Below are 22703 nucleotides of genomic sequence, written 5' to 3'. Positions count from 1 at the left end.
TCAAGATTATAAATAAGAACCGGAATTTTCGAATTCCGGTTTTTTTTGTGTCAATCAGTAAAAACCTGAATTGTCACCTCGAGCGGAGTCGAGAGGTCAAAATTCTTTTTTCGTACTTGGTCCTTCCAACCTCGTACTTCCGAATTCCCCAGATTTCTCAGTCGTTCCTCCTTCGAAATGACTTTTCCGGAATATTATCATTTATTGTCACCTCGAGCGGAGTCGAGAGGTCAAACTTCTTCCTTCCCACTTCGTACCTCAAACCCCGTTCTTCTAATTTAACCAGAATTCTCAGTCGTTCCTCATTCGAAATGATTTATTCTGGCAATCACTGTCACCTCGAGCGGAGTCGAGAGGTCAAACTTTTTTCGCACTTGGTCCTTCCAACCTCGTACTTCTAACCTCGTACTTCTAACTTCGCCAGCTTTCTCAGTCTTTCCTCCTTCGAAATGACTTATTCTGGCAATCACTGTCACCTCGAGCGGAGTCGAGAGGTCAAACTTTTTTTCGCACTTGGTCCTTCCAACCTCGTACTTCTAACCTCGTACTTCCGAATTCCCCAGATTTCTCAGTCGTTCCTCCATCGAAATGGCTTTTCCAGAATATTCTCAATCATTGTCACCTCGAGCGGAGTCGAGAGGTCAAACTTTTTTCCCACTTCGTCCTTCCCACCTCTAACTTCTAACTTCGCCTATAATTTCAATCCAAACACAAAGGCTTCTTCACGTCTTCCGCCAAAATCCGAAACAAAATAATCCAGTCTTAAAAACCGGTATTTTCCAAAACCCAGGTTGTCTATACCTACGGAATATTCGGAGTAAGGTGATTGCCCATCTATCGCCAACCTGTGAGCGCCAAGGATTAAGTTGAAATTCAGTTTATTGATCAGTGGTAGTTTACCCAATGCCCAACCCTGGAAATTATGTTCCGCATGAAACTCGGCGTAATTTTCATTGGTGCTGAATTTATAATAAGGCATCAGGTTGAATTTGCCTACATAACTTCCAAAACCAAGACGGGTCTGGTTACCGTTAAAATGCTGGTAATCTACCAGGCTGATGTCTTCTGAATTCGAAAATAAGGCGCCGTTGATCAGGTAACTGAATTCTCCCTTATTGCCCAATTTCAGGTCCTGCCTCGCCTGGGCTTTGAGCAGGTCAAAATTGTACCTAGACTCACTGCCTGCCATTCCTTTCTGCCAGCCTATTTTTAGCTTTGGATATTTCGATTCGCTCACCTCGTATCGGCCATCGGGATAGCTCATGTATTTCTGGGCGAAAGTGATATCAGCATACAAATTGAATTTCAGTAGCGAATGTTCCTCAAAAGGGATACTGCCATAGTTGGTAGGTTGGAGCGGATTGTTACTGGTGTACCTGCGCTCGTCCCAGTCGATGAACACATGATCGGTATTGTTGATAAGCGGCTTCCGTTGTTCCCATGCCAGGTTACCGAACAATCGCACTCCGGGGAAAAAATCCTTTCCATAAGCGATCGAAGCGAACCTCTTTTCATAGAGTTTCATGTAGTTTCGCTCAAAGAAAATGGTGGTGATGCTATTCAGCAGCGGGGCGATAGGATCTGTAGCATTGATCTGATCGGTTTCGATCCCTCCTGAAATTCGGAGATAGGGATCGGTAATATTATTGAATTTCTTTTCAAAACCTCCGCTCATCCTGAAACGGTCTTCAGCCAGCCCATAATCGATATCTGAATAAATGCGCCAGTAATTCTGCTGATATTCCCCTGTGCGCTGGGTGAAACTAACCCGAACATCGGTATTCCAGCCCTGGACCGTATTATAGCCCACCCCCATGATTGGCGCGCTGATGCTGAAAGTTTGATTTCTCCAAGAATTGGAATAGGAATAACCAAAAAACGCATCGGTTATTCCAAATTTGTTGTTCACCGCATCTACCGAATCCTGGTACACCTTGCTATTCCTGATTTCCTGGATGCTATCCTTACGTATATAATCTTCGGTCTCCTCGTTGGTAAGCGGAACCGGCCTTTCCTTTTCCCAATAAACCGAATCCATTTGGTTGGCGTCTTCTGAAAAGCTCAATATCTCCCTTCCGAAGCTATTTTTGGTAAACTGAGGGTTAAAATCATAGTTGCTGTAAACAGCTGTAAAACGGCCATCACCCCCGAAGCCAAAGATCTTAAAGCTGAAGTCGACACTCTGGGAGATCTGTATATACAGCTCGTTTTCTTCAGAATATTTATAGGTCTGTCTAAAAACCAGTACCTCGATAGGCGGAACCTGAACGGCCTGACCAGTGGTGGTTAGCTCTATCCCGTATATTTGCCATAGGTCTTCCACGATATAAATATGGCCTGAGAATACCCGGTCCTGGTCACGTTTAGGGACAACCTTTATCTTATTGATCATGTTTCCGCGGTCATCGAAAAAAGTGCCTTCCAGCTCATAACGGTAATAGTTAAAAGCGTACTCGGCAATAGGGGAAATGATCTCGCTATTGATCTCCAGGGTGTTTTCGTAAAATGAAAAATAAGCTTCCTGGGCCGAATTGAGACTAAAACCATTATCGTCACCGCTAACTTTCGAGGCGATAATAGTTTCCCTGAAATCGTCTGGTTTCTGAAAGGCGATCTTCGAGATGGTCTCGCTCAAATAAACGATCCCGCTTCGTGTGGAATCGAGTCCGCCGCCAAGATCACCAATTTCCTGTCCCAGGATCCTTTCAGGGGCATTTTTGATTCTCCATAAGCCCCTTGAATAAAAATCGGCGGTAAAAGATTGAAGTTTTTTGGCATTCGCTCTTCTGTTTTCGATGGCTTGCCGAATGATACGATTTGCCGGGTTTTCATCTGAACTGATAGTAACCTCGTCGAGGCTTGTGCTTTCAGGAACCAGGCTAATATTCTTTTCAAAAGGCAGCCTGTTAATACTTACAGGCTGCTTCAGGGTTTTATAACCCAAGAATTTATAGACCAGGATATAATCTCCGGTCTCATTGATCTTTAGTTCGTATCTACCTTCCTCATTAGTGGTGGTGCCAGTAGTGCCAGATTCGGTATAAATATTTACGTAGGGGAGTGGCTCGCCTTTCTCATCGGTCACCACGCCTTTTACCTGTCCGTGAATGATGGAAAAAGTCAAAAACAAAAGAAGGAGAAGGAAATTTTTGATCATGTTTCCATTTCTAGACTATTCCGGAAGTTTATTTGTATTCTTTCTGGATTCGGTCCAGTCGACGTTTGTTTTCGCGATCCTTGATGGTTTCCCGCTTGTCGTATACCTTTTTACCTTTGGCGAGAGCGATCTGTAGTTTAGCCAGCCCGCGGTCATTGATGAACAATCTTAAAGGAATGATCGTTAATCCTGAATTCTGAACTTCCTTTTCCAGTTTTCTTAATTCCCTTCGCTGCAGCAATAACTTGCGTTCGCTTTTAGGATTATGATTGAAGTGGGTGGCATGTGAATATTCCTCAACATGCATATTAATGACGAAAAGCTCGTGGTTATTGAACTCGCAAAAGCTTTCGGCGATACTGGCCTTTCCTTCACGAATGGCTTTGATCTCGGTTCCAGCAAGCTTGATGCCCGCGGTATATTTATCCAGAAATTCGTAATTGAACTTAGCTTTACGGTTCTTGATGTTGATCGTATTCTTCATATATCCACAAAAATACAAGCTTTGAGGAAATAACATGCTAAAGCCAAATTAAAATTGAACGGCCATTTCTCCACGAAATAGTATCTTTGTGCGCCGTAAAAATCTTTAAAAACCATGAAGAGAATATCGATACTTTTATTAGTTGTGCTATTTGTTTCCTGTGGTGAGTCTTCAAAAGAACTTACTGCCGATGAGATCGTGAACACGGCCATTGAGAGAGCCGGAGGTGAGCGTTACAACAATGCGCAGATCGATTTTAGTTTCAGAAAAAAGGAGTATACCAGCAAACGTGAAGGCGGTAAATTTCGCCTGGAACGCAGAATGATTGATAGTCTGGGCAATTCTATTACGGATATTCTTGAAAACAATGGCTTTGAGCGGTATATGAACGACACGGTGGTTCAGGTGCCAGATAGTCTACAGGTGGCCTATAGTAATTCGGTGAATTCGGTTCATTATTTTGTGCAATTGCCTTTTGGATTAAATGCACCGGCGGCCAGAAAGGAACTGGTAGGAAAAGACAGCATAGGTTCAAGGGAATATTACGAGATCAGGGTAACTTTTTCTGAAAATGGTGGTGGAACCGATCATGAAGATGAATACATGTACTGGATCGATACAAAATCTTTTGAAGTAGATTACCTGGCCTATAATTTTGAGACCGATGGAGGAGGAATTCGGTTTCGCAGAGCCTTTAATCCACGCATCATAAAAGGAATCCGGTTCGTGGACTACGAAAACTATAAATACGAAGATCTTTCCACTCCATTGAATGAACTGGATAACCTATTTGAGAAAAAGGAACTGGAATTGCTTTCCATGATAGAAACCAGGGATGTGGAAGTTGAACTGGGTTCCTGATCCCTATTAATAATTATTGAAATAGAGAACTTCGCTGGTTTTAGTTCCGTCGGGCAGAACATGAACGATAAATAAACCACCATTTTCACTATCGTCAAGATTCTCATATTTCTTTTCCCCCAGGATCGCGTTCACGAATTGAGGAGTGGTGTTACTGTGGCCAACTATCAGTACCTTTTTTCCTGAAGTTTTATCCTGGAATTCCTCGTTATAATACTTTTCCGGGTCGTAAATGATGGTTTCCAGTTTGTTTTTTTCAGCAAGAGGCTGGGCTGTTTGCTTGGTTCGGTTATAGTCTGTGCTGTAAACGATATCGAAATCAACATCTTTCAGGATAGTTGCCCAGCTTTCGGCTCTTTTTCGCCCGGCTTCGGTTAGCTCGGGATCACGGTTGGTCGAATCGGTTCGATCCTTTTCTGCATGTCTTATCAAATAATAGGTTGTGATGGGTGTTTCCTGCATATCGTTTTTCTTTTCTTCGGAACAGCTGGTTAGTAAGATTATAAAAGGCAGTAGTAGCAGGATAGGCTTCATAAGCGTGATTTAGTTTTGCTGAAGTTATTAATTTTTGCTGAAATTATCTGAAGTTGATCTCCAATAAGAGGAACTGGTTCAATTGCCTGTCGTAGGAATTAAAGTTATTATCAGAAACCAGGATTAAAGTTTTATTCCCGTTTTCCAGTTCCGGACCAAAGCTCATTCCTTCTATATTGTCTATGATGCCCTCTGTTAGTGACTCTTTAAACTTTTTGAAATTGAAGACCAGTTCTTTCTCAGCTTTCTGGTATTTTCCATCCTTCAGGCTATGCATGTCTAACGTATTGCTGGCTTCAGAACCATCTACCGCGAAGATCTTTACGGTATTCCCATGAGAGCTATAGCCCGCGGCATAGGCTCTTTCCAGGATCAGGAATTTGTTTTCTTCGTATTCGATCAGTTCGGTTAACCCGTTGATAGCAAAATAATTGATGGGCAGTTTTGGAATTCCGTCCAGTTTGTACGCAAACTGTTTTACCGCTTCTCCTGTTTGCTTATCGAATTTTGTGACCCTGATATGAGAGCGGGTAGGATATAATTTCGGTTTGGGGCCATCCTGGGTTAAGGGCAATTCTGTAGCTACCCAGTACCCGGTGCCGTCGTAGCTTTCTGATAGACCTTCAAAGACCCCGTTATTCCTTGGTTTCTGAGTGCCTTCTGCTTTGAAATAATCGGGTAGGGAATAGGTCATTTTGATATTTCCGTCCTGGGAAACCTGGTAAATACCCGGATCTTTGGAGTCGTTGATCATACCTTCGCTGGTTAGCATGAAATTTCCGGAGGCTGAATCATACCGAATTGCTTCGAGGTCCAGCACATTGTGTTTTCCCAGCCCGGCCCGGCTCACTTCCAAAACTTCAGTTATTTCGATATTTTCAATCTTAGCATGCTGAAGATCGATTTTGGCAGTGTAGATACGCGGATTTCCGGCGTCATCGCAAACCAGGTAATAGCTTCCGTTAGAATAATCTATCCCAGATAAACCTCCAACACGAGTATCCTGGAAGTCTGTTTCGGCAGGCAGCACGTACTCATCCAGGAAAGTTATTTCTATTTCATTATTGTGAACCTTTCGGCTCACTGCACAGCTGCTTAAAATTAAGGTGATCAGGCAGGCAATCAGGATCTTTTTCATGGGTTCTTATTGAATTGAGGGCAAAAATAACAAATGCTTAAGAGAATTATAGCAGTTCATTAGCAGAGCCTGGCAAATGATATGGTTAAGTTTGAAGTATTAACACCTAAAACCAATATTATGAATGAAGATCAGTTAGAAGGAAAGTGGAAACAAATCAGAGGTGAGTTCAAACAAAAGTATGGTGAAGTTACCGATGATGATGTAACTTATTCCGAAGGAAAATTTGACGAAATGCTTGGTCGTATGCAGGAAAAAACCGGGAAGACCAAGGAAGAACTGAAGAGAGAAATTGATTCCTGGTAATCTTCTGAAAATAAAAAAAGCGGTAGAATTTTCTACCGCTTTTTTTATGACTGATAATTAATTTTCGCTTAGCTGTTCCTGGTTTCTGAAGACCAGTTGCTCATCGAATTCATCCAGCAGGATAATGCTTTCTGTACTGATGTTTCCTGCAAGGATCTCTTTGGAAAGCTTATTAAGCACTTCTTTCTGAACCACTCGCTTCACAGGCCGTGCGCCATATTGAGGGTCAAAACCTTTGCTTGCAAGGTAGCCGATAGCTTCTTCTGTGGCGTCAAGTACGATATGTTGTTTAGCCAGCATCTTTTTAACACCTTTTAGCTGAAGACCTACGATCTTGCGAATATCTGCTTTAGTAAGCGGACTGAACATCACGATATCATCAATCCGGTTCAGGAATTCCGGCCTCACACTCTGCTTCAGTAAACCAAGAACCTCGGTTTTGGCTGTTTCCATGGCTGTATCCAGATCCTTGATATTCTCAAATTTCTCCTGGATAATATGGCTTCCCATGTTAGAGGTCATGATGATAATGGTATTCTTGAAATCGGCAACACGACCTTTGTTATCGGTTAACCTTCCTTCATCCAAAACCTGTAACAGGATGTTGAACGTGTCTGGATGTGCTTTTTCGATCTCATCGAGCAATACTACCGAATAAGGTTTTCTTCTTACCGCTTCGGTCAATTGCCCGCCTTCATCATAACCTACGTATCCCGGAGGCGCTCCTACCAGTCTGCTCACCGAATGCCTTTCCTGGTATTCGCTCATATCGATACGGGTCATGGCTGCTTCATCATCGAAGAGGTATTCTGCCAGAGCTTTGGCTAGCTCGGTTTTACCAACTCCCGTAGTTCCAAGGAACAGGAAGGAACCAATTGGCCTGTTCTGGTCCTGTAATCCGGCCCGGCTTCTTCGTATGGAATCACTCACCGCGACTATCGCCTCGTCCTGTCCAACCACTCGTTTATGAAGGTCATCTTCCAGTTTCAACAATTTCTCCCGTTCGCTTTGCAGCATTTTGGTAACCGGGATACCGGTCCATTTTGCCACTACTTCGGCGATATCTTCATTAGTCACCTCTTCCTGGATAAGTGATTTTTCATTCTGATTTTCGGCAACCTTTTCCTGAAGATTTTCCAGTTTTTCCTGGGCTTCCTTGATCTTTCCGTAACGAATCTCGGCAACCTTACCGTAATCTCCCTCACGTTCGGCTCTTTCGGCTTCCAGCCTGTAATTTTCGATCTCCGATTTTAATGTTTGGATATTGTCTACAATCTCCTTTTCACTCATCCATCTTGCATGAAGGTCATTTCGTTCTTCCTTCAGGTTGGCGAGGTCTGCACGAAGCGATTTCAGTTTAGCTTCATCCTTTTCACGCTTAATTGCTTCTATCTCGATCTCCAGCTGCATGATCTTACGATCCAGTACGTCCAGTTCTTCTGGTTTGGAGTTGATCTCCATTCGTAATTTTGAGGCAGCTTCATCCATCAGGTCTATCGCCTTATCGGGAAGGAACCGGTTGGTGATATAACGCTGCGATAATTCCACCGCAGCAATGATCGCCTCATCCCTGATCCTTACTTTGTGATGTGTCTCATATTTTTCCTTAATCCCTCGAAGTATGGAAATAGCACTTTCCACATCTGGTTCTTCAACATTTACTTTCTGGAACCGTCTTTCAAGTGCTTTGTCTTTTTCAAAATATTTCTGGTATTCGTCCAGCGTGGTCGCACCAATAGCTCTTAATTCACCACGGGCCAGCGCAGGCTTCAGGATATTGGCGGCATCCATGGCTCCCTGTCCGCCCCCGGCGCCAACCAGGGTATGGATCTCGTCGATAAAGAGGACAATATTTCCATCGCTGGAAGTAACCTCCTTTATGACCGCCTTTAATCGTTCCTCGAATTCTCCTTTATATTTCGCGCCGGCGATCAATGCTCCCATATCCAGTGAATAGATTCTTTTGTCTTTAAGGTTCTCCGGTACGTCACCATCTACGATTCGATGGGCAAGGCCCTCGGCTATCGCTGTTTTACCGGTTCCGGGTTCTCCAACAAGCATAGGGTTGTTCTTGGTTCTCCTGGAAAGGATCTGCAATATTCTACGAATCTCTTCATCCCGGCCAATTACCGGGTCCAATTTACCTTCTTCAGCCAGCTGGTTAAGATTACGGGCGTATTTGTCAAGTGAATTATAGGTTTCTTCCGCGCTTTGAGAAGTAACCCGGTCTCCCTGTCTTAGCTCTTCTATGGCTGCTTTTAGTCCTTTTTCGGTTGCTCCCTGGTCTTTTAGGATCTGGGCTACCTTGCTGCTGGATTTGAAAATAGCCAGGATGAGGTGTTCTATTGATACATATTCATCGTTCATCTTCTTGGCGATGGAAGATGCTTCATTTACGGTCTTTCCAGATTCACGGGATAACATGATATCGCCACCGCTAACCTTGGGAAAGCTTTCAAGGCTTTTATCCAGGATCTGGTTGAAAAGATTTACGTTTATGTTCAGTTTTTTCAGCAGGAAAGGAGTTACGTTTTCGTCTACCATGCTTATGGCTTTGAAAATGTGTTCATTCTCGATCTGCTGATGGCCCATCTCCTGAGCAAGCTGTTGCGCCTGCTGGATGGCCTCCTGTGATTTTATTGTAAAATTATTAAAGTTCATTTAAGCTGTTTTTTGATTTTTCTATGGCAATACATATACCATTCAGAATAAATGTCAAAATGACGCTTTTTAATAAAAAATACAAGACAAAACGACAGTTTAGTTGAAAAGCATCAAAAATTCGGGGAGATTTTTCGTTCTATAAATTTACTTAGATTTATTTTTGCGGAAAACTATGTTATGGGAATTTTTGATAAAATATTCGGTTCAGAGGAGAAGGGAAGCAGCAAGGAGAAACGGGAGATTCCATGGATCGCACTAAATTCCATGGAACAGCTCGATCAGATCGAAAAGAATTCGGAAGAGAAGACAATAGCGATCCTGAAACATTCTACCCGGTGCGGCATTAGCCGTATGGTTTTAAAGATGTTTGAATCAGACTATAAAATGGATCCTTCAGAAGCAGTGGAGCTTTATTACCTGGATCTGATCGCTTACCGCGACATATCGAATGAAATTGCCGAAAGGTTTGGTGTTAAACACGAGAGCCCGCAATTGATCGTCATCAAGAACAGGGAAGTGGTGCATCATTCTTCTCACCAGGCGATATCAGCAAATAAATTGGCTGATTTCGTAGCCTAGATTTAGTTCGATCATTATAGGTGTTTTTACGTATTTTTTGATAATCGATTTACAATTATTGCTTTAACTAGCTGATTTACAGTTGGTGTGTCTATCTTTATGGTTCAAAATAGAGATATGAAAAAGCAGATAGAAAGGTCGGGTGCATTTCAGGATTATATTGCCGAGGCTGTTAAGGTTGGTAACTCCATGTATATATCGGGACAGGTTAGTCTGGATGAACAGGGAAACCTGGTTGGTGAGAATGATATGAAGGCGCAGGTAGATAAAGCCTATAGTAATATTGCTGAACTACTGAAAAAATTTGACCTTTCCATGGACAATATTGTAGACGAGACCTGGTTCGTCACCAATGTGAAGCATACCATGGAGAATATCGATGAACTATTTGAAGTTAGGCGTAAGCACTACGGAAAATTTCCGGAAGTAGCCAATACTTTAATTGAGGTAAAGTCTCTGGTAATGCCAGGTCTTATGATCGAGATCAAGTGTATAGCGCATGCTGAATAAATAAAAAAAGCCCCGCTTCTGGCGGGGCTTTTTGCTGGCTGAAATTTTCAGCTTATTTTTTCTTCGGCTGGTAAACCGGAAGTAATTTACTTCTAACTTCTCCAAAACCAATTCGTGAATTACCATTCTGGCAAAAACCTCTCATGATCACGGTGTCATTATCTTCAATGAACTTTCGTTCAGAACCGTCTTTTAGTTTGATAGGTTTGCTACCACTCCAGGTAAGCTCAAGCATGGAACCGAAAGAATCTTCAGAAGATCCTGAGATGGTTCCTGAAGCCATCATGTCCCCGGAATTTACCGGGCAACCATTCACAGTATGGTGAGCCAATTGCTGACTCATGTTCCAGTAAAGGTATTTGAAGTTCGATTTAGAAAGCGATTGTTCCTCGCCGCCTTCAGGCTGAAGGAAAACCTCCAGGTTAATATCAAAACTCTTATCTCCTTTGTATTGTAAATAAGGTAGTAGCTCTTTTTCCGGTTTTGGACTGGCTGTTCTGAATGGTTCCAAAGCATCCATGGTTACGATCCATGGTGAGATGGAAGATGCAAAGTTCTTCGCGAGGAACGGGCCTAATGGCACATATTCCCACTTCTGAATATCTCTTGCACTCCAGTCATTGAACAGTACCATTCCGAAGATATAGTCTTCAGCTTCATCAACAGGAATTGGTTCTCCCAGGTGATTCGCATCGGTAGTGATAAATGCCATTTCCAATTCGAAATCCACTCTCTGAGACGGACCAAAAACAGGCGCGTCTGACTCGGCAGGTTTGGTTTGTCCCTGGGGACGATGAACCGGGATACCAGAAGGAATTATGGAAGAACTTCTTCCATGGTAACCTACCGGGATATGAAGCCAGTTAGGCAACAAAGCGTTATCCGGATCGCGGAACATGGAGCCGATGTTCGTGGCATGTTCCTTTGAGGAATAGAAATCGGTGTAATCACCTACCTGTACCGGCATTTGCATTTCGATCTCATCCAGGGTAAAAAGAACCCTGTTTCGGTGATCTTCGTTATCCTTTAATTTGGTGTTTTTGGCGTCAAAAATATCGGCTATCCTGTTTCGAACCAGGCGCCAGGTCTTTTTTCCGTCAGATATAAAGTCGTTTAAAGTGTCTTGTAGAAAAATATCGTCGGTTAGCGGAATCCCTTCGAAATAACCTAATTGGTGCAGGGCGCCAAGGTCTATGGCGTAGTCTCCAATCCTGGTTCCTATGGTGATCACGTCATCCCGGGTTAGGAATACCCCGAAAGGAATATTTTGAATGGGAAAATCGGTATCGCCAGGGATTTCCAGCCAGGTTTTTCTGCTAGGATCATTAGCGGTAATAGACATAAAAAATGTTGGTTTTTTGTTAAAATCTAGTTGACTCAAATATATTATTTTCCTGTAATTAACCGAATGTATTTGTTACTTTTACCGAATATTTAACTAAACATTTATAATGCAACGAGACACCCAACTTTTTGATTTAATAGCAGAAGAAAAAGAGCGACAGTTAAACGGATTGGAACTTATTGCGAGTGAAAACTTTGTGAGTGATGCAGTGCTTGAAGCTGCAGGTTCTGTACTCACCAATAAATATGCTGAAGGTTATCCCGGAAAGAGATATTATGGTGGTTGTGAAGTAGTAGACAAGGTTGAGGAGCTGGCCATTGAAAGATTGAAAGAGCTTTTCAATGCGGAATATGCCAATGTTCAGCCGCATTCCGGTTCCCAGGCAAATACGGCGGTTTTCCATACCTGCCTGAAGCCGGGAGATAAATTCCTTGGTTTTGATCTTTCTCATGGTGGCCATCTTACACATGGTTCACCGGTAAACTTTTCAGGAAAACTTTACAATCCTGTGTTTTACGGGGTTGATAAGGAAACCGGATTGATCGATTATGATGCAGTGGCTGAAATCGCTGAAAAGGAAAAACCAAAAATGATCATCGCGGGTGCTTCGGCTTACTCCAGAGAAATCGATTATAAAAGATTCAGAGAGATCGCAGACAGTGTTGGCGCCATTTTACTTGCCGATATTGCTCATCCTGCTGGTTTGATCGCCAAAGGATTGATCAGCGACCCTGTGCCACATTGCCATATAGTTACTTCCACTACGCATAAGACCCTGCGTGGACCAAGAGGTGGAATTATCCTGATGGGGAAAGATTTCGATAACCCCTTCGGTGAAAAACTGAAGAACGGGAATTTGAAGAAAATGTCGGCCATGCTGAATTCAGGTATCTTCCCTGGAAACCAGGGCGGACCTTTAGAGCATATAATCGCAGCTAAGGCAATCGCTTTTGGTGAAGCTCTTACCGATGAGTTCCTTCATTATATGGTAAGGGTGAAAAAGAATGCTGAAAAGATGGCGAAAGCTTTTGTTGACAAAGGATATAATATCATTTCCGGCGGAACCGATAATCATATGATGTTGATCGACCTTCGAAACAAGAACGTTTCAGGAAAAGATGCTGAAGAGGCTCTTGGTAAAGCCGATATCACGGTGAACAAGAACATGGTTCCTTTTGACGATAAGTCACCTTTTGTTACTTCCGGAATTAGAATTGGAACTCCAGCGGTGACAACCCGGGGACTTGAAGAAAAAGACATGGCAAAGATCGTTGAACTGATAGATCGTGTGATCACGAATATCGATAACGAAGATGAGTTAAAAGCCGTGAAAAAAGAAGTAAATAGCATGATGCACGGGCTTCCGCTTTTTAAAGCCTAATTAGCTTACCTATAAATTCAAAAGCCATTCTTTCGGGAATGGCTTTTTTTTATAACCATGCGATCATACCGCAAATTACCAGTAAACTTAGTGCTGGAAGAGTTTGCCTGAACGTATCACCTATTTTAATATGCATGGCGATCGCTCCTAGCATCATGATGCCCATGCCAATGGCTGCAGGCATTACTAGTTCTTCGATCCAGATCCCGGCAAGCAGCATGATGGCCAGGGTACATTTGATAAAACCTACAGCATAAACAAGCTTTTCGGGCAATCCATAGGCCTTAAACTCTTCTTTCATATTTCCCGCGCTACCTCCACGATAGGTAGTATTCTTATTGAACCTTAACAACCACACGTTCAAAATTCCCAGTCCCACAATGAGAAGCAGGACGATCCTTAGTATTTCCATAATCAATTTTTGATCTAAGATAAGTAATGTTTAATCAAATAGTAAAAAGATTAAACAAAGTTTATGAGAAAGTCCTAAGATTAACTTAAGCAGGTAAGGATAGAGGTGGTTCGTTCTATTGCAGAAATACTTTTTTAAGCTCTTCAGAGATACGGCTGGGTTTTTTAGTGCTGGCATTCAGAAGACACCAGGTGGTTTTGGCCTGAACCAGCAATTCATCGGTTTCCGAATTTTTAATGATCACATGTCTTATTGATGTAACGTGCGTTGTCTCACCTACATAGGTTTGGAGAACAAGTTCATCCTTTAAAAAGGCTTCTTTTTTGTAGTCTATCTCATGACGAACAACTACCCAGATCACTTCAGCCTTTTGTTCTTCAGATGCTCTAACTTCCCAGTGCTCTTCGGCTATATCCTGAACCCATTGCAGGTATTGCACATTATTTACATGCTTTTGTTTATCGAGGTGCTTTTCCTCTACGGTCAGTTTTTTCTCGTAGATATCGGGATTGACTTCCATTATTTTTCCACGATTTTAACTTCGAAGATCTTATCCCAGTTCTTTCCGGTTACATAAAGTTTATCGGTATCTGGATTGTAAGCAATGCCATTTAGAACATCCAGCTTGTCATGTTGGGTCACCTGTTTGTTTAGGTCCTTAAAATTGATGAGGCCCTCGATGGCTCCATTTTCAGGATTGATGATTGCGACGCTGGGATAAGTATAGGTGTTGGCATAGATCTTCCCGTTCACCCATTCCAGTTCATTGAACTTGGTCGCCACCGATTTATGGGTTGTAGGCTGGATATAATCGGTTTCTGCCAGGGTTTCCGGATCCAGGATCCAGATCCTTTCGGTTCCGTCACTTTTAAATATCTGTTCACCGTTATTGCAAAGTCCCCAGCCTTCCTCGCTCTGGTTATATCCAAAGGTCCCCGTTTTCTCAAAGGTATCCAGGTTGTAAATAAAACCTTCACCTTCTTTCCAGGTAAGGAGAAAGAGCCTGTTGTTCAAAATGGTTAGACCCTCTGCAAAATACTGGTCGTCCAGTTCTACCTCCTTCAAAACATCACCAGATTTGAGGTCTACTTTTCGCAATTTGGATTTGCCATACTGGCCAATGCTTTCATACAGGGTCCCTTCGTGAAACTCCAGTCCCTGAGTATATGAGGAAATATCGTGCGGGTAGGAATTCACGATTTCGTAGGTATACAGTTTTGGGGCTTCGGTATTCAGGATCTGAATATTCTTCGACAAGGTATCGGAGGTATTCTCATAAAAAATGATCGCGCGGAGATTCTGGTTGCCTAATCGTACATTCTGAAGATTCAGGTTGTAATCGGTACTCCTGGCGGTTTTCAAAAACTGCTCTCCAAGATAAAAACTAACCGAATCGATCTGTTTATTTTTCTCATTCAGGATGGAGGCTTTCAATTCATCGTTGAGCTTGAATTTTGATTTATTCTGATCGATCTGAAGAGAAAAATCAGATTTTTTATTCCCGTTATTACTTCCGCAGGAAAAAATCAAAAAACTTAATATAAAGACTAACAGTGAGTTAAATTTAAACATGTTAAAAAGGCTTGAAAACAGGGACTAAATTAACCAATTCACATCAAAAAAAGCTTGTCAAAATATACAAAGATTGTATATTTGCACCGGCAAGTCCCACACAACCAGCTCCTGCTGAATCCCCCAGGGCGGGAACGCAGCAAGGGTAGGCGGTCGTAGCGGTGTGATGTGGGTCGCTTGCCATTTTTTGTTTCTACTAAGTCCTAAATTTATTGCATATTTGTGCGATATGAAAAAAGGGGAATCTTCACAAAAAGTAGTACTTATCACTGGCGCATCATCCGGGATAGGAAAATCTGTCGCCAATTTCCTTAGCAAGAAAGACTTTAAAGTTTACGGTACCAGCCGAAAGGCGGCTAATACTTCAGAGAATTTTGAATTTATCCAGCTGGATGTGACCAACGAGGAGAGCATAAAACATGCTGTAGATCACATTCTGAAAATTGAAGGAAAGATCGATATTCTTATCAATAACGCCGGAGTTGGAATTACAGGGCCCATTGAAGAAACTCCTGAAATCGAGATCAAAAAAGCTTTCGAGACCAATTATTTTGGTCCGCTTAATATGATCAAACATGTAGTGCCTTCGATGAGGGAACAAAAGACGGGTTTGATCATCAATATCACCTCTATTGCCGGATATATGGGATTACCGTATCGCGGAATCTATTCGGCAACGAAAGGAGCCCTGGAGATCACTGCCGAAGCCTATCGAATGGAGCTCAGGCAATTCGGAATAAAAATGACCAACGTGGCACCGGGAGACTTTGCAACCAATATCGCTTCTGGACGTTATCACGCGCCGGTAAAAAAAGGTTCGCCTTATGAAGTGGTTTACGGTAATACCCTTAAACTGATGGATGAACATGTGGATTCCGGGCAGGACCCAGAGCTCATGGCCAGGGAGATCTATAAGATCATCAATACCGCAGAACCCAATGTACATTATAAAGTAGGAGAGCGACTTCAAAAATTTTCAGTTAAATTGAAGAATCTTTTACCTGATAAACTTTATGAAAAAATGCTGATGAAGCATTATAAACTCTAATTTGAATTCAAATTTTATAAACACACGACTATGAAATTTTTTATTGATACTGCAAATCTAGACCAGATCAAGGAAGCTCGGGATCTGGGAGTACTGGATGGGGTTACAACCAACCCATCACTAATGGCAAAAGAAGGGATCACCGGGAAGGATAATATCTTTAAACATTATAAAAAGATTTGTGACCTGGTAGATGGTGATGTAAGCGCCGAGGTGATCGCAACCGATCTTGACGAAATTATTAAGGAAGGTGAGGAGCTTGCCGAACTTCACGAACAAATCGTGGTTAAAGTACCTATGATCAAGGATGGAGTAAAAGCTTTGAAATATTTCAGCGACCATGGCATCAGGACGAACTGTACTTTGGTGTTTTCAGCTGGACAGGCACTGCTAGCCGCTAAAGCTGGTGCTACTTACGTCTCTCCGTTCATTGGAAGACTGGATGATATTTCAACCAACGGATTGGATCTTATCGCCGATATCAGGCTTATCTATGATAATTATGGATTTGAGACCGAGATCCTTGCTGCTTCTGTAAGACATACCATGCATGTTTTGGAATGTGCAAAACTTGGAGCCGATGTGATGACGGGGCCTCTTTCTTCAATAGAAGGACTGCTGAAACATCCATTGACCGATATTGGACTTGAAAAATTCCTTGAAGATCACCGAAAAGGAAATAGCTAATAGCTATAGAAATCATTAAAAAAAAGCTGCCTTAGGGCAGCTTTTTTTATTGGTTTAAGAATTCCAGAATTTCATTTTCGAATTCGTTGCTGCCAAACTGAATATCCCCACGGATGATGGTTCCTTCCGGGTCAACGAACAATACTTTATTCAGGTATTTTTTATAGGTCTCTTTGGTCGCTTTTCTTTTAGCGATCTGGTATTCATGGCTTTTGTCGTATCCAAAGGTTTCCAGGGTGCGCAACCATTCATTGCGCTCACCAAGGTCAATATTTACGCCAACATAATCCAGTTCAGGATATTTTTGCTTTAAATCCTCGATTATGGCATGCTGCCACCTGTGGTGAGCTGGATTATATATAGACCAAGCATAAGTAATCGAAGGCTTATTGATCACCTCGCCATATTTAATCAAATATCCCTCGGGATTTAAAACCGTTACATCCTTTAAGGTGTTACCGGTAAAGTAATCACTTTGAATAATAGCGAGGTTTCTTATTTCATCGATATTTACATAATTCACCTCCTCCAGTAACTGAATTACCGAATCGATTCGTTTTTTATTTTCTGCCATGGTAATGGCCTGTGTAGATAACCTGCTTATAAATTCATTTTTAAGTGCAGAAATTTCGGTAAGAGAATCCATTAATTGTATCCTTTTCTGGATATTGGAAAAGCTGTTTAAATTGAAGCACCTTCTCGAATCTTCATGATGTAGGGCACAATGCTCTATTGATTTAGTCCTTAAATAGTCGTCTATCAGGTTTGTGTAAACGTAATAGTCCTGGAGTCTTTCGTCATTAAAATTGATCTCGTCCCTGTAATCATGAAAATCTTCTGGAATTTTTTCGGCAAATTCAGTGTAATACTTTTTGATGAGGAAACTGTAACGTTCTCTTAGGTCGTAAAATTCATAGTTAATCACAGTCTTTGCGATCTCAAGGAAATCTTCAGAAAATTCATTCTTTTCTTTTAATTTCTCCAGTTTGGATAACCTGGTTCTCCTAATAGAATCGCTTACCTGGGCAAATTTCTGAGGTTCAATCTTATGATAAGTAAGAATGAGGTCGTTATTCTTTTGATTATTGAGAAACATATCCAGGAGGAAATTGCTTTTTTCGGCACCCTCTCCGCTGAAATTTAACGATTGATCAAAAGCAAGGGTATTAAGCCAAATGACGATGCTATCCCCTGGTTCCATATACATTACCTGGCTTTCAGGCGGATGCCTAAAGGTGTATATTCCCGCCTGGAGATCCTGAAAATTCTTTCCAAACTGGTTGTCCCTGTTCAGGAACAGTGTGTCTATGATCTTATTTTCTTTGGAAATGACAACATAATCAGTTTCAGGATTATTGATCTGTCCACCAACGAAAATGGTTGATGGTTGCGGTTCATTTTGACAGCCTGTGAGTATCAATGCACAGCATAGAATATAATACAGGTTTTTCATTGAAGATACGTGGGCAATTTAGACATTTCGGAAGTCTCTTTAGTTAGCAAAAGTAACTTCTGTTAAAAGCCGGCTATGTTAACCCAGAGTTAAATAGAATATTTAAAACGTTAATCTTTCTTAGTAAGGCTTATAATAATTACTTTTGCAAAAAATTAATAAGAATAGTTTATGCTTTCAGTATCAAACCTTTCTGTACAATTTGGGAAACGAGTTTTGTTCGATGAGGTGAACACCACTTTTACTCAGGGGAATTGCTATGGAATAATCGGTGCCAACGGTGCCGGAAAATCTACTTTTTTAAAGATCCTTTCTGGAAAATCTGAGCCAACTTCAGGGCATGTTCACCTGGAACCGGGCAAGCGAATGTCGGTGCTTGAGCAAAATCATAACCTTTATGATGACTATCCGGTACTGGAAACCGTAATGCGTGGAAATAAACCGCTTTTTGATATCAAGACCGAGATCGATGCGCTTTATGCCGATTATTCCGATGAAAATGCAGAGCGCATCGGGGAACTCCAGGTAAAATTCGAGGAGATGGATGGATGGAATGCTGAAAGCAATGCCGCTTCCATGTTATCAAATCTTGGAATAAAGGAAGATCTTCATTATTCCTATATGAAAGACCTGGATGGAAAGCAGAAGGTACGTGTTTTATTAGCTCAGGCTTTATTTGGAAGTCCGGATGTGTTGATCATGGATGAGCCTACTAACGACCTGGATTATGAGACTATTGGCTGGTTGGAGAATTTCCTGGCGAACTATGATAATACGGTGATCGTGGTGTCTCACGACCGTCACTTCCTGGATGCGGTTTGTACTCATATTAGTGATATCGACTTCGGAAAGATCACTCACTTCAGCGGTAACTATACCTTTTGGTACGAATCTTCTCAATTAGCTGCAAGGCAAAGAGCACAGCAGAATAAAAAAGCTGAAGAGAAGAAGAAAGAACTTCAGGAATTTATCCAGCGATTCAGCGCCAACGTTGCAAAAAGCAAGCAGGCCACTTCGAGAAAGAAAATGATCGATAAGCTGAATATCGATGAGATCAAACCTTCCAGCCGAAGATATCCCGCGATCATTTTTGAAAGGGAGCGTGAGGCAGGAGACCAGATCTTGAATATTGAAGGCCTGGAAGCCAGCCTTGAAGGAGAAACCCTTTTTAAGGATATCGATATCAACCTGGCAAAAGGAGATAAAGTAGTGGTCTTTTCTAAAGACTCGAGAGCTACAACCGCTTTTTACGAGATCATCAACGGGAAGGAACAACCCGTAAGCGGAAAATATTCCTGGGGTGTGACCACGTCCCAATCGTATCTTCCGGCAGATAATTCAGATTATTTTGATAATGATCTTACCCTGGTTGACTGGTTAAGGCAATGGGCTAAGACCGAGGAGGAAAGAGAAGAGGTCTACATTCGCGGCTTTCTTGGGAAAATGCTTTTCAGTGGAGAAGAAGCTTTAAAAACCTGTAGGGTATTGTCCGGAGGCGAGAAGGTGCGTTGTATGTTAAGTAGGATGATGATGTTAAGAGCCAACGTTGTGATGCTGGATGAACCAACGAATCACCTGGATCTTGAATCGATCACTGCTTTCAACAACTCATTAAAGAATTTTAAAGGAACCGTTCTATTTACTACCCATGATCACGAGTTTGCTCAAACAGTAGCCAACCGTGTTATAGAATTAACGCCAAATGGTGTGATAGATCGTTACCTGAGCTTCGATGAATATATGAGCGATAAAAAGATCAGGGAACAGCGTGATAAAATGTATGCTGTAAAAGTATAAGTAAAAGAAATATCCAATACTAATAAGAAAGTCCGGGCAATACAGTCCGGACTTTTTTTCGATCAATAAAAAAGCTCCCGATTTTCGGGAGCTTTTTCTGGCTATTACAAAACAAATTTTTAAAAGATTCCGCCGCCGCCTGAATCATCGTTATCACGGCTTTTTCTTTTAAATGCTCTGCCTTTTCCACCTCCGAATCTGTAAGAAAACCCGAGGTATACGGTTTGGGTTTCACCTTTGAATCGTCCAACCTGTGAGAAAGGTCGTCCATCGGTTACCCTGAACTCCTGGGTATCGAAAACATCATTGAAGTTTAAGCTTACGGTCGCATTCTTATCTTTAAGGAAAGAATAGCGGGCTCCAAGGTTCATAAAATAGAAGTCATCTATATCAAGCTGAAGGTCTTTGGTTTTGCTTCGGTACAACCCGAATAACGAAAAGCTTAGATTTTCAGTGGCATTGAAATTATGGCTGGTCCTGAAGGTGTAGGCTTCGTTATCCACCTCGATAAATTCGGTTCCTGCCACTCCTTTCAGAGTCTGACCGTATAATTCAAGACTGGTATTGGTGCTCCACCAGCTAGTGATCTTATAGTTGGTTGAAAATTCAATTCCGTAGGAATCATTATTTTCAAAATTCTGGAAAGTTAGCAATAACGATCCCGGTTCGTTAGGCACCTCAGTAAACACCTGGTTGATCTGGTCCATAGTTCTTCTAAAGAAAACCCCGGCAGTAACGCTTCCCTTTTTCTTGAAATTACGGGTATAATTCAATTCCAGGGAATTGGTGAACTGGGGATCCAGCTCAGGGTTACCCGCTACCGTAAGCCTTGGAGAGGCTACCTCCCGAATAGGGTTAACCTGGTTAAAACCTGGCCTGTCCACTCTACGGCTATAGCTTAACTGGTAGGTGTTCTTTTCACTGGCATTATAACTAAGGAATGCTGATGGATATAAAGTGATATAATCATCACGATATACTTCTTCGTCGTTGAATATTGCCTCTACCTGGTAATTTTCCAGTCTTGCACCAAGCTGATAGGACCATTTGTCAAAGTTTTGACCAAAGGTGGTATAGAAACTGAAAATATCCCGGTCATACTGGTAAGTGGCGTCTGAAAATAAGGGATTGGAGGTGTCATAATCATTATCGGTATCCAGCAATCTGGCCTCAATACCCAGTTCGAGTTTTGTCCTTTCACTTAGAGGGTTGATATAATCGATATTTGCAGTAAGGTTTCTCCTGTTCTCTTCTACCAGTTCTTCGTAAGGAGTAAAGTCCTGGTTGTTCTCTCCAAAACTTACGATGGTTTTTTCTTCCCCCATAAAATTATTGAAATCGAATTCGGCCTGGATATTATGGCCGTCTTTTTCGAATTTATGATCGTAAAGGAAATTGTAAGTTGAGTTCAGGTTGTCCATATTAAGCTCCAGCAACTGGGTAAAACTATCTGAAGGCTCTTCCAGGTTATCAAAACTTATAAAACCTATAGGTCCGCCTATATATTTGTTTTGATTGGTATAAACCGAAATCGTGTTCCGGTCATTCAGATAAAAATCTGTTCCAAACTTATAAAGGTAGTTGTTGCGCTGGTTGTTGATGCTGAATTCCTGCCTGGCATCCTGGGCGGGAAGAAGGATCTGTCCGCCGTTTTCATTGTCGCCAAGGTTCGTACCCAGGTTTGAATAAAAATTGAATTTCCCCTCCCGGTAATTCATATCTACCGTACCGTTAAATCGGGTATTGATACCCTGGGTGGTCCCTGTGCTGAGATTTCCGTTAAATCCTTCGTTGGAATTCTTATGCAGCACGATATTAATGATCCCGCTCATTCCTTCCGGATTATATTTAGCTGAAGGGTTTGTGATCAATTCAATACTTTTTATGGAGGTGGAAGGGATCTGCCTTAATAACTGGGCAGGATCCATATTAGTGGGTTTTCCGTCAACTAGGATACGAACGTTTGAGTTTCCTCTCAACGAAATGTTGCCGTCCTGGTCTACGTTTACCGAAGGTATGTTCACCATGATCTCTGAAGCGCTTGCCCCGGTCGTCATCAGGTCTTTCCCAACATTGATCACCTTTCGGTCCACGCGTTGCTCAATGGTGGTACGCTCGGCCACGACCACAGTTTCGTCCAGCATCGCCACATCGGGCTCCAGTTCTATAATGCCAAGTTTGAGCTCGGAATTGTTCTTTTCCAGGCTGATCTCCTGGCTGAAGGTCTTATACCCGATAAACTGAATTTTGACTACATATTTTCCGGACTTTAATCCTGTAACAAGGAAGCTCCCGTTTTCATCGGTAGTAACACCGGTAACCAGTTCACCATTCAGGTCGTTAATGATAACGGTGGCATAGGGCACAGGTTCTTTAAGATCACGATCCAGTACTGTTCCCGTGATCTGGCCAACCGGATCGTTAAAGCCTAAACAAAGAGATGATGCTAATAAGCAAAGAATTAATGATAGATGTTTCATTTTTTGATTGATTTTGATGGATGATTAAGATGTTATGCAAAATACCTTGTATTGCATAGTTAATGATGCCAGGAAGTCCAAATAAATGGGCTCCTACTATAAAAGACGACATAAAAATTCTTTTGTTACACCTAAATCAAAAAAAAGCCTGCATTTTAAATATGCAGGCTTGGCAAAACCACCTTTATTAACACTAACCATCAAAAAAAATTAATAGGATGGTTTTGCAAGGCCCGGACCTCAACCTAAAGACTGGAAGAAAAGCTAATTGTTACACCTAATTTTAATTAAATTT

19 protein-coding genes and 1 other RNA gene are annotated in these 22703 nt (G+C 41.9%); 9 read left to right on the top strand and 11 right to left on the bottom strand.

All coding sequences use genetic code 11. The annotated features are described in order from the left end of the window. Positions 1-691: 691 nt before the first annotated feature. Both MKO06_RS14295 and smpB read right to left on the bottom strand, forming a co-directional pair. Entirely contained in the window at positions 692-3157 is a 2466-nt protein-coding gene (locus tag MKO06_RS14295; protein ID WP_241552742.1) for a DUF5686 family protein, read from the bottom strand. Positions 3158-3185: 28 nt separating this feature from the next. Continuing rightward, entirely contained in the window at positions 3186-3641 is a 456-nt protein-coding gene (gene smpB, locus MKO06_RS14290) for an SsrA-binding protein SmpB (protein WP_241552741.1), read from the bottom strand. Between the two features lie 114 nt (positions 3642-3755). On the opposite strand from smpB, the gene MKO06_RS14285 reads away from it, so the two are divergent. Next, complete coding sequence (locus MKO06_RS14285) at positions 3756-4502, top strand: DUF6503 family protein (protein ID WP_241552740.1); 747 nt, start codon at positions 3756-3758, stop codon at positions 4500-4502. Positions 4503-4508: 6 nt separating this feature from the next. Here the strand turns inward: MKO06_RS14285 and MKO06_RS14280 are convergent, their stop codons facing one another. Together MKO06_RS14280 and MKO06_RS14275 are read right to left on the bottom strand one after the other, a co-directional pair. Further along, a complete protein-coding gene (locus MKO06_RS14280; protein ID WP_241552739.1) occupies positions 4509-5036 on the bottom strand; it encodes a SixA phosphatase family protein in 528 nt (175 codons plus the stop codon). 43 nt (positions 5037-5079) lie between these two features. Further along, on the bottom strand, positions 5080-6174 hold the full coding sequence (locus tag MKO06_RS14275) for an esterase-like activity of phytase family protein (protein WP_241552738.1): 1095 nt from the start codon (positions 6172-6174) through the stop codon (positions 5080-5082). A 120-nt stretch (positions 6175-6294) separates the two neighbouring features. On the opposite strand from MKO06_RS14275, the gene MKO06_RS14270 reads away from it, so the two are divergent. Beyond that, positions 6295-6480 (top strand): CsbD family protein, encoded by a 186-nt coding sequence (locus MKO06_RS14270; RefSeq protein WP_241552737.1) that lies wholly within the window; start codon positions 6295-6297, stop codon positions 6478-6480. A gap of 57 nt (positions 6481-6537) precedes the next feature. Here MKO06_RS14270 and clpB read toward each other — a convergent pair whose 3' ends face one another. Further along, complete coding sequence (gene clpB, locus MKO06_RS14265) at positions 6538-9141, bottom strand: ATP-dependent chaperone ClpB (RefSeq protein ID WP_241552736.1); 2604 nt, start codon at positions 9139-9141, stop codon at positions 6538-6540. A gap of 180 nt (positions 9142-9321) precedes the next feature. Here clpB and ytxJ point away from each other — a divergent pair, with 180 nt between their 5' ends. Next, positions 9322-9723 (top strand): bacillithiol system redox-active protein YtxJ, encoded by a 402-nt coding sequence (ytxJ, locus tag MKO06_RS14260; RefSeq protein ID WP_241552735.1) that lies wholly within the window; start codon positions 9322-9324, stop codon positions 9721-9723. 117 nt (positions 9724-9840) lie between these two features. Continuing rightward, positions 9841-10233, top strand: a complete 393-nt coding sequence (locus MKO06_RS14255) for a RidA family protein (protein WP_241552734.1) — start codon at positions 9841-9843, stop codon at positions 10231-10233. 52 nt (positions 10234-10285) lie between these two features. On the opposite strand, the gene fahA is transcribed toward MKO06_RS14255, so the two are convergent. Beyond that, positions 10286-11575, bottom strand: a complete 1290-nt coding sequence (gene fahA, locus MKO06_RS14250; protein ID WP_241552733.1) for a fumarylacetoacetase — start codon at positions 11573-11575, stop codon at positions 10286-10288. A gap of 109 nt (positions 11576-11684) precedes the next feature. Between fahA and glyA the strand changes: the two genes are divergently transcribed. Next, positions 11685-12959: a serine hydroxymethyltransferase gene (glyA, locus tag MKO06_RS14245; protein WP_241552732.1), complete on the top strand. Its 1275-nt coding sequence runs from the start codon at positions 11685-11687 to the stop codon at positions 12957-12959. A gap of 49 nt (positions 12960-13008) precedes the next feature. On the opposite strand, the gene MKO06_RS14240 is transcribed toward glyA, so the two are convergent. The 3 genes from MKO06_RS14240 to MKO06_RS14230 form a co-directional block, all read right to left on the bottom strand. Beyond that, positions 13009-13371 carry a DoxX family protein gene (locus MKO06_RS14240; protein ID WP_241552731.1) on the bottom strand — a complete coding sequence of 121 codons (363 nt, stop codon included), beginning with the start codon at positions 13369-13371 and terminating at the stop codon, positions 13009-13011. A gap of 115 nt (positions 13372-13486) precedes the next feature. Further along, the gene (locus MKO06_RS14235) at positions 13487-13891 is read right to left on the bottom strand and encodes an acyl-CoA thioesterase (RefSeq protein ID WP_241552730.1); all 405 of its coding nucleotides are present in this window, start codon (positions 13889-13891) and stop codon (positions 13487-13489) included. Then, positions 13891-14943: a glutaminyl-peptide cyclotransferase gene (locus MKO06_RS14230; RefSeq protein WP_241552729.1), complete on the bottom strand. Its 1053-nt coding sequence runs from the start codon at positions 14941-14943 to the stop codon at positions 13891-13893. Before MKO06_RS14230 ends, MKO06_RS14235 begins: the two co-directional genes overlap by 1 nt. A gap of 87 nt (positions 14944-15030) precedes the next feature. On the opposite strand from MKO06_RS14230, the gene ffs reads away from it, so the two are divergent. The 3 genes from ffs (at position 15031) to fsa (ending at position 16678) form a co-directional block, all read left to right on the top strand. Beyond that, an RNA gene (gene ffs / locus MKO06_RS14225) (signal recognition particle sRNA small type) lies at positions 15031-15129 on the top strand. Positions 15130-15172: 43 nt separating this feature from the next. Beyond that, a complete protein-coding gene (locus MKO06_RS14220; protein ID WP_241552728.1) occupies positions 15173-15991 on the top strand; it encodes an SDR family oxidoreductase in 819 nt (272 codons plus the stop codon). Positions 15992-16021: 30 nt separating this feature from the next. Continuing rightward, complete coding sequence (fsa, locus tag MKO06_RS14215) at positions 16022-16678, top strand: fructose-6-phosphate aldolase (RefSeq protein ID WP_241552727.1); 657 nt, start codon at positions 16022-16024, stop codon at positions 16676-16678. Between the two features lie 46 nt (positions 16679-16724). Here the strand turns inward: fsa and MKO06_RS14210 are convergent, their stop codons facing one another. After that, complete coding sequence (locus MKO06_RS14210) at positions 16725-18131, bottom strand: hypothetical protein (protein ID WP_241552726.1); 1407 nt, start codon at positions 18129-18131, stop codon at positions 16725-16727. 171 nt (positions 18132-18302) lie between these two features. Here MKO06_RS14210 and MKO06_RS14205 point away from each other — a divergent pair, with 171 nt between their 5' ends. Continuing rightward, entirely contained in the window at positions 18303-19928 is a 1626-nt protein-coding gene (locus tag MKO06_RS14205; RefSeq protein WP_241552725.1) for an ABC-F family ATP-binding cassette domain-containing protein, read from the top strand. Positions 19929-20047: 119 nt separating this feature from the next. Here MKO06_RS14205 and MKO06_RS14200 read toward each other — a convergent pair whose 3' ends face one another. Continuing rightward, positions 20048-22408 (bottom strand): TonB-dependent receptor, encoded by a 2361-nt coding sequence (locus MKO06_RS14200; RefSeq protein ID WP_241552724.1) that lies wholly within the window; start codon positions 22406-22408, stop codon positions 20048-20050. Between the last annotated feature and the right edge of the window lie 295 nt (positions 22409-22703).

Origin of the sequence: Christiangramia oceanisediminis, from assembly GCF_022570735.2 — a bacterium.
GTDB lineage: Bacteria > Bacteroidota > Bacteroidia > Flavobacteriales > Flavobacteriaceae > Christiangramia > Christiangramia oceanisediminis.
The sequence above is the reverse complement of the archived record's forward strand: the minus strand, read 5'-3'. Positions and strand labels throughout refer to the sequence as shown.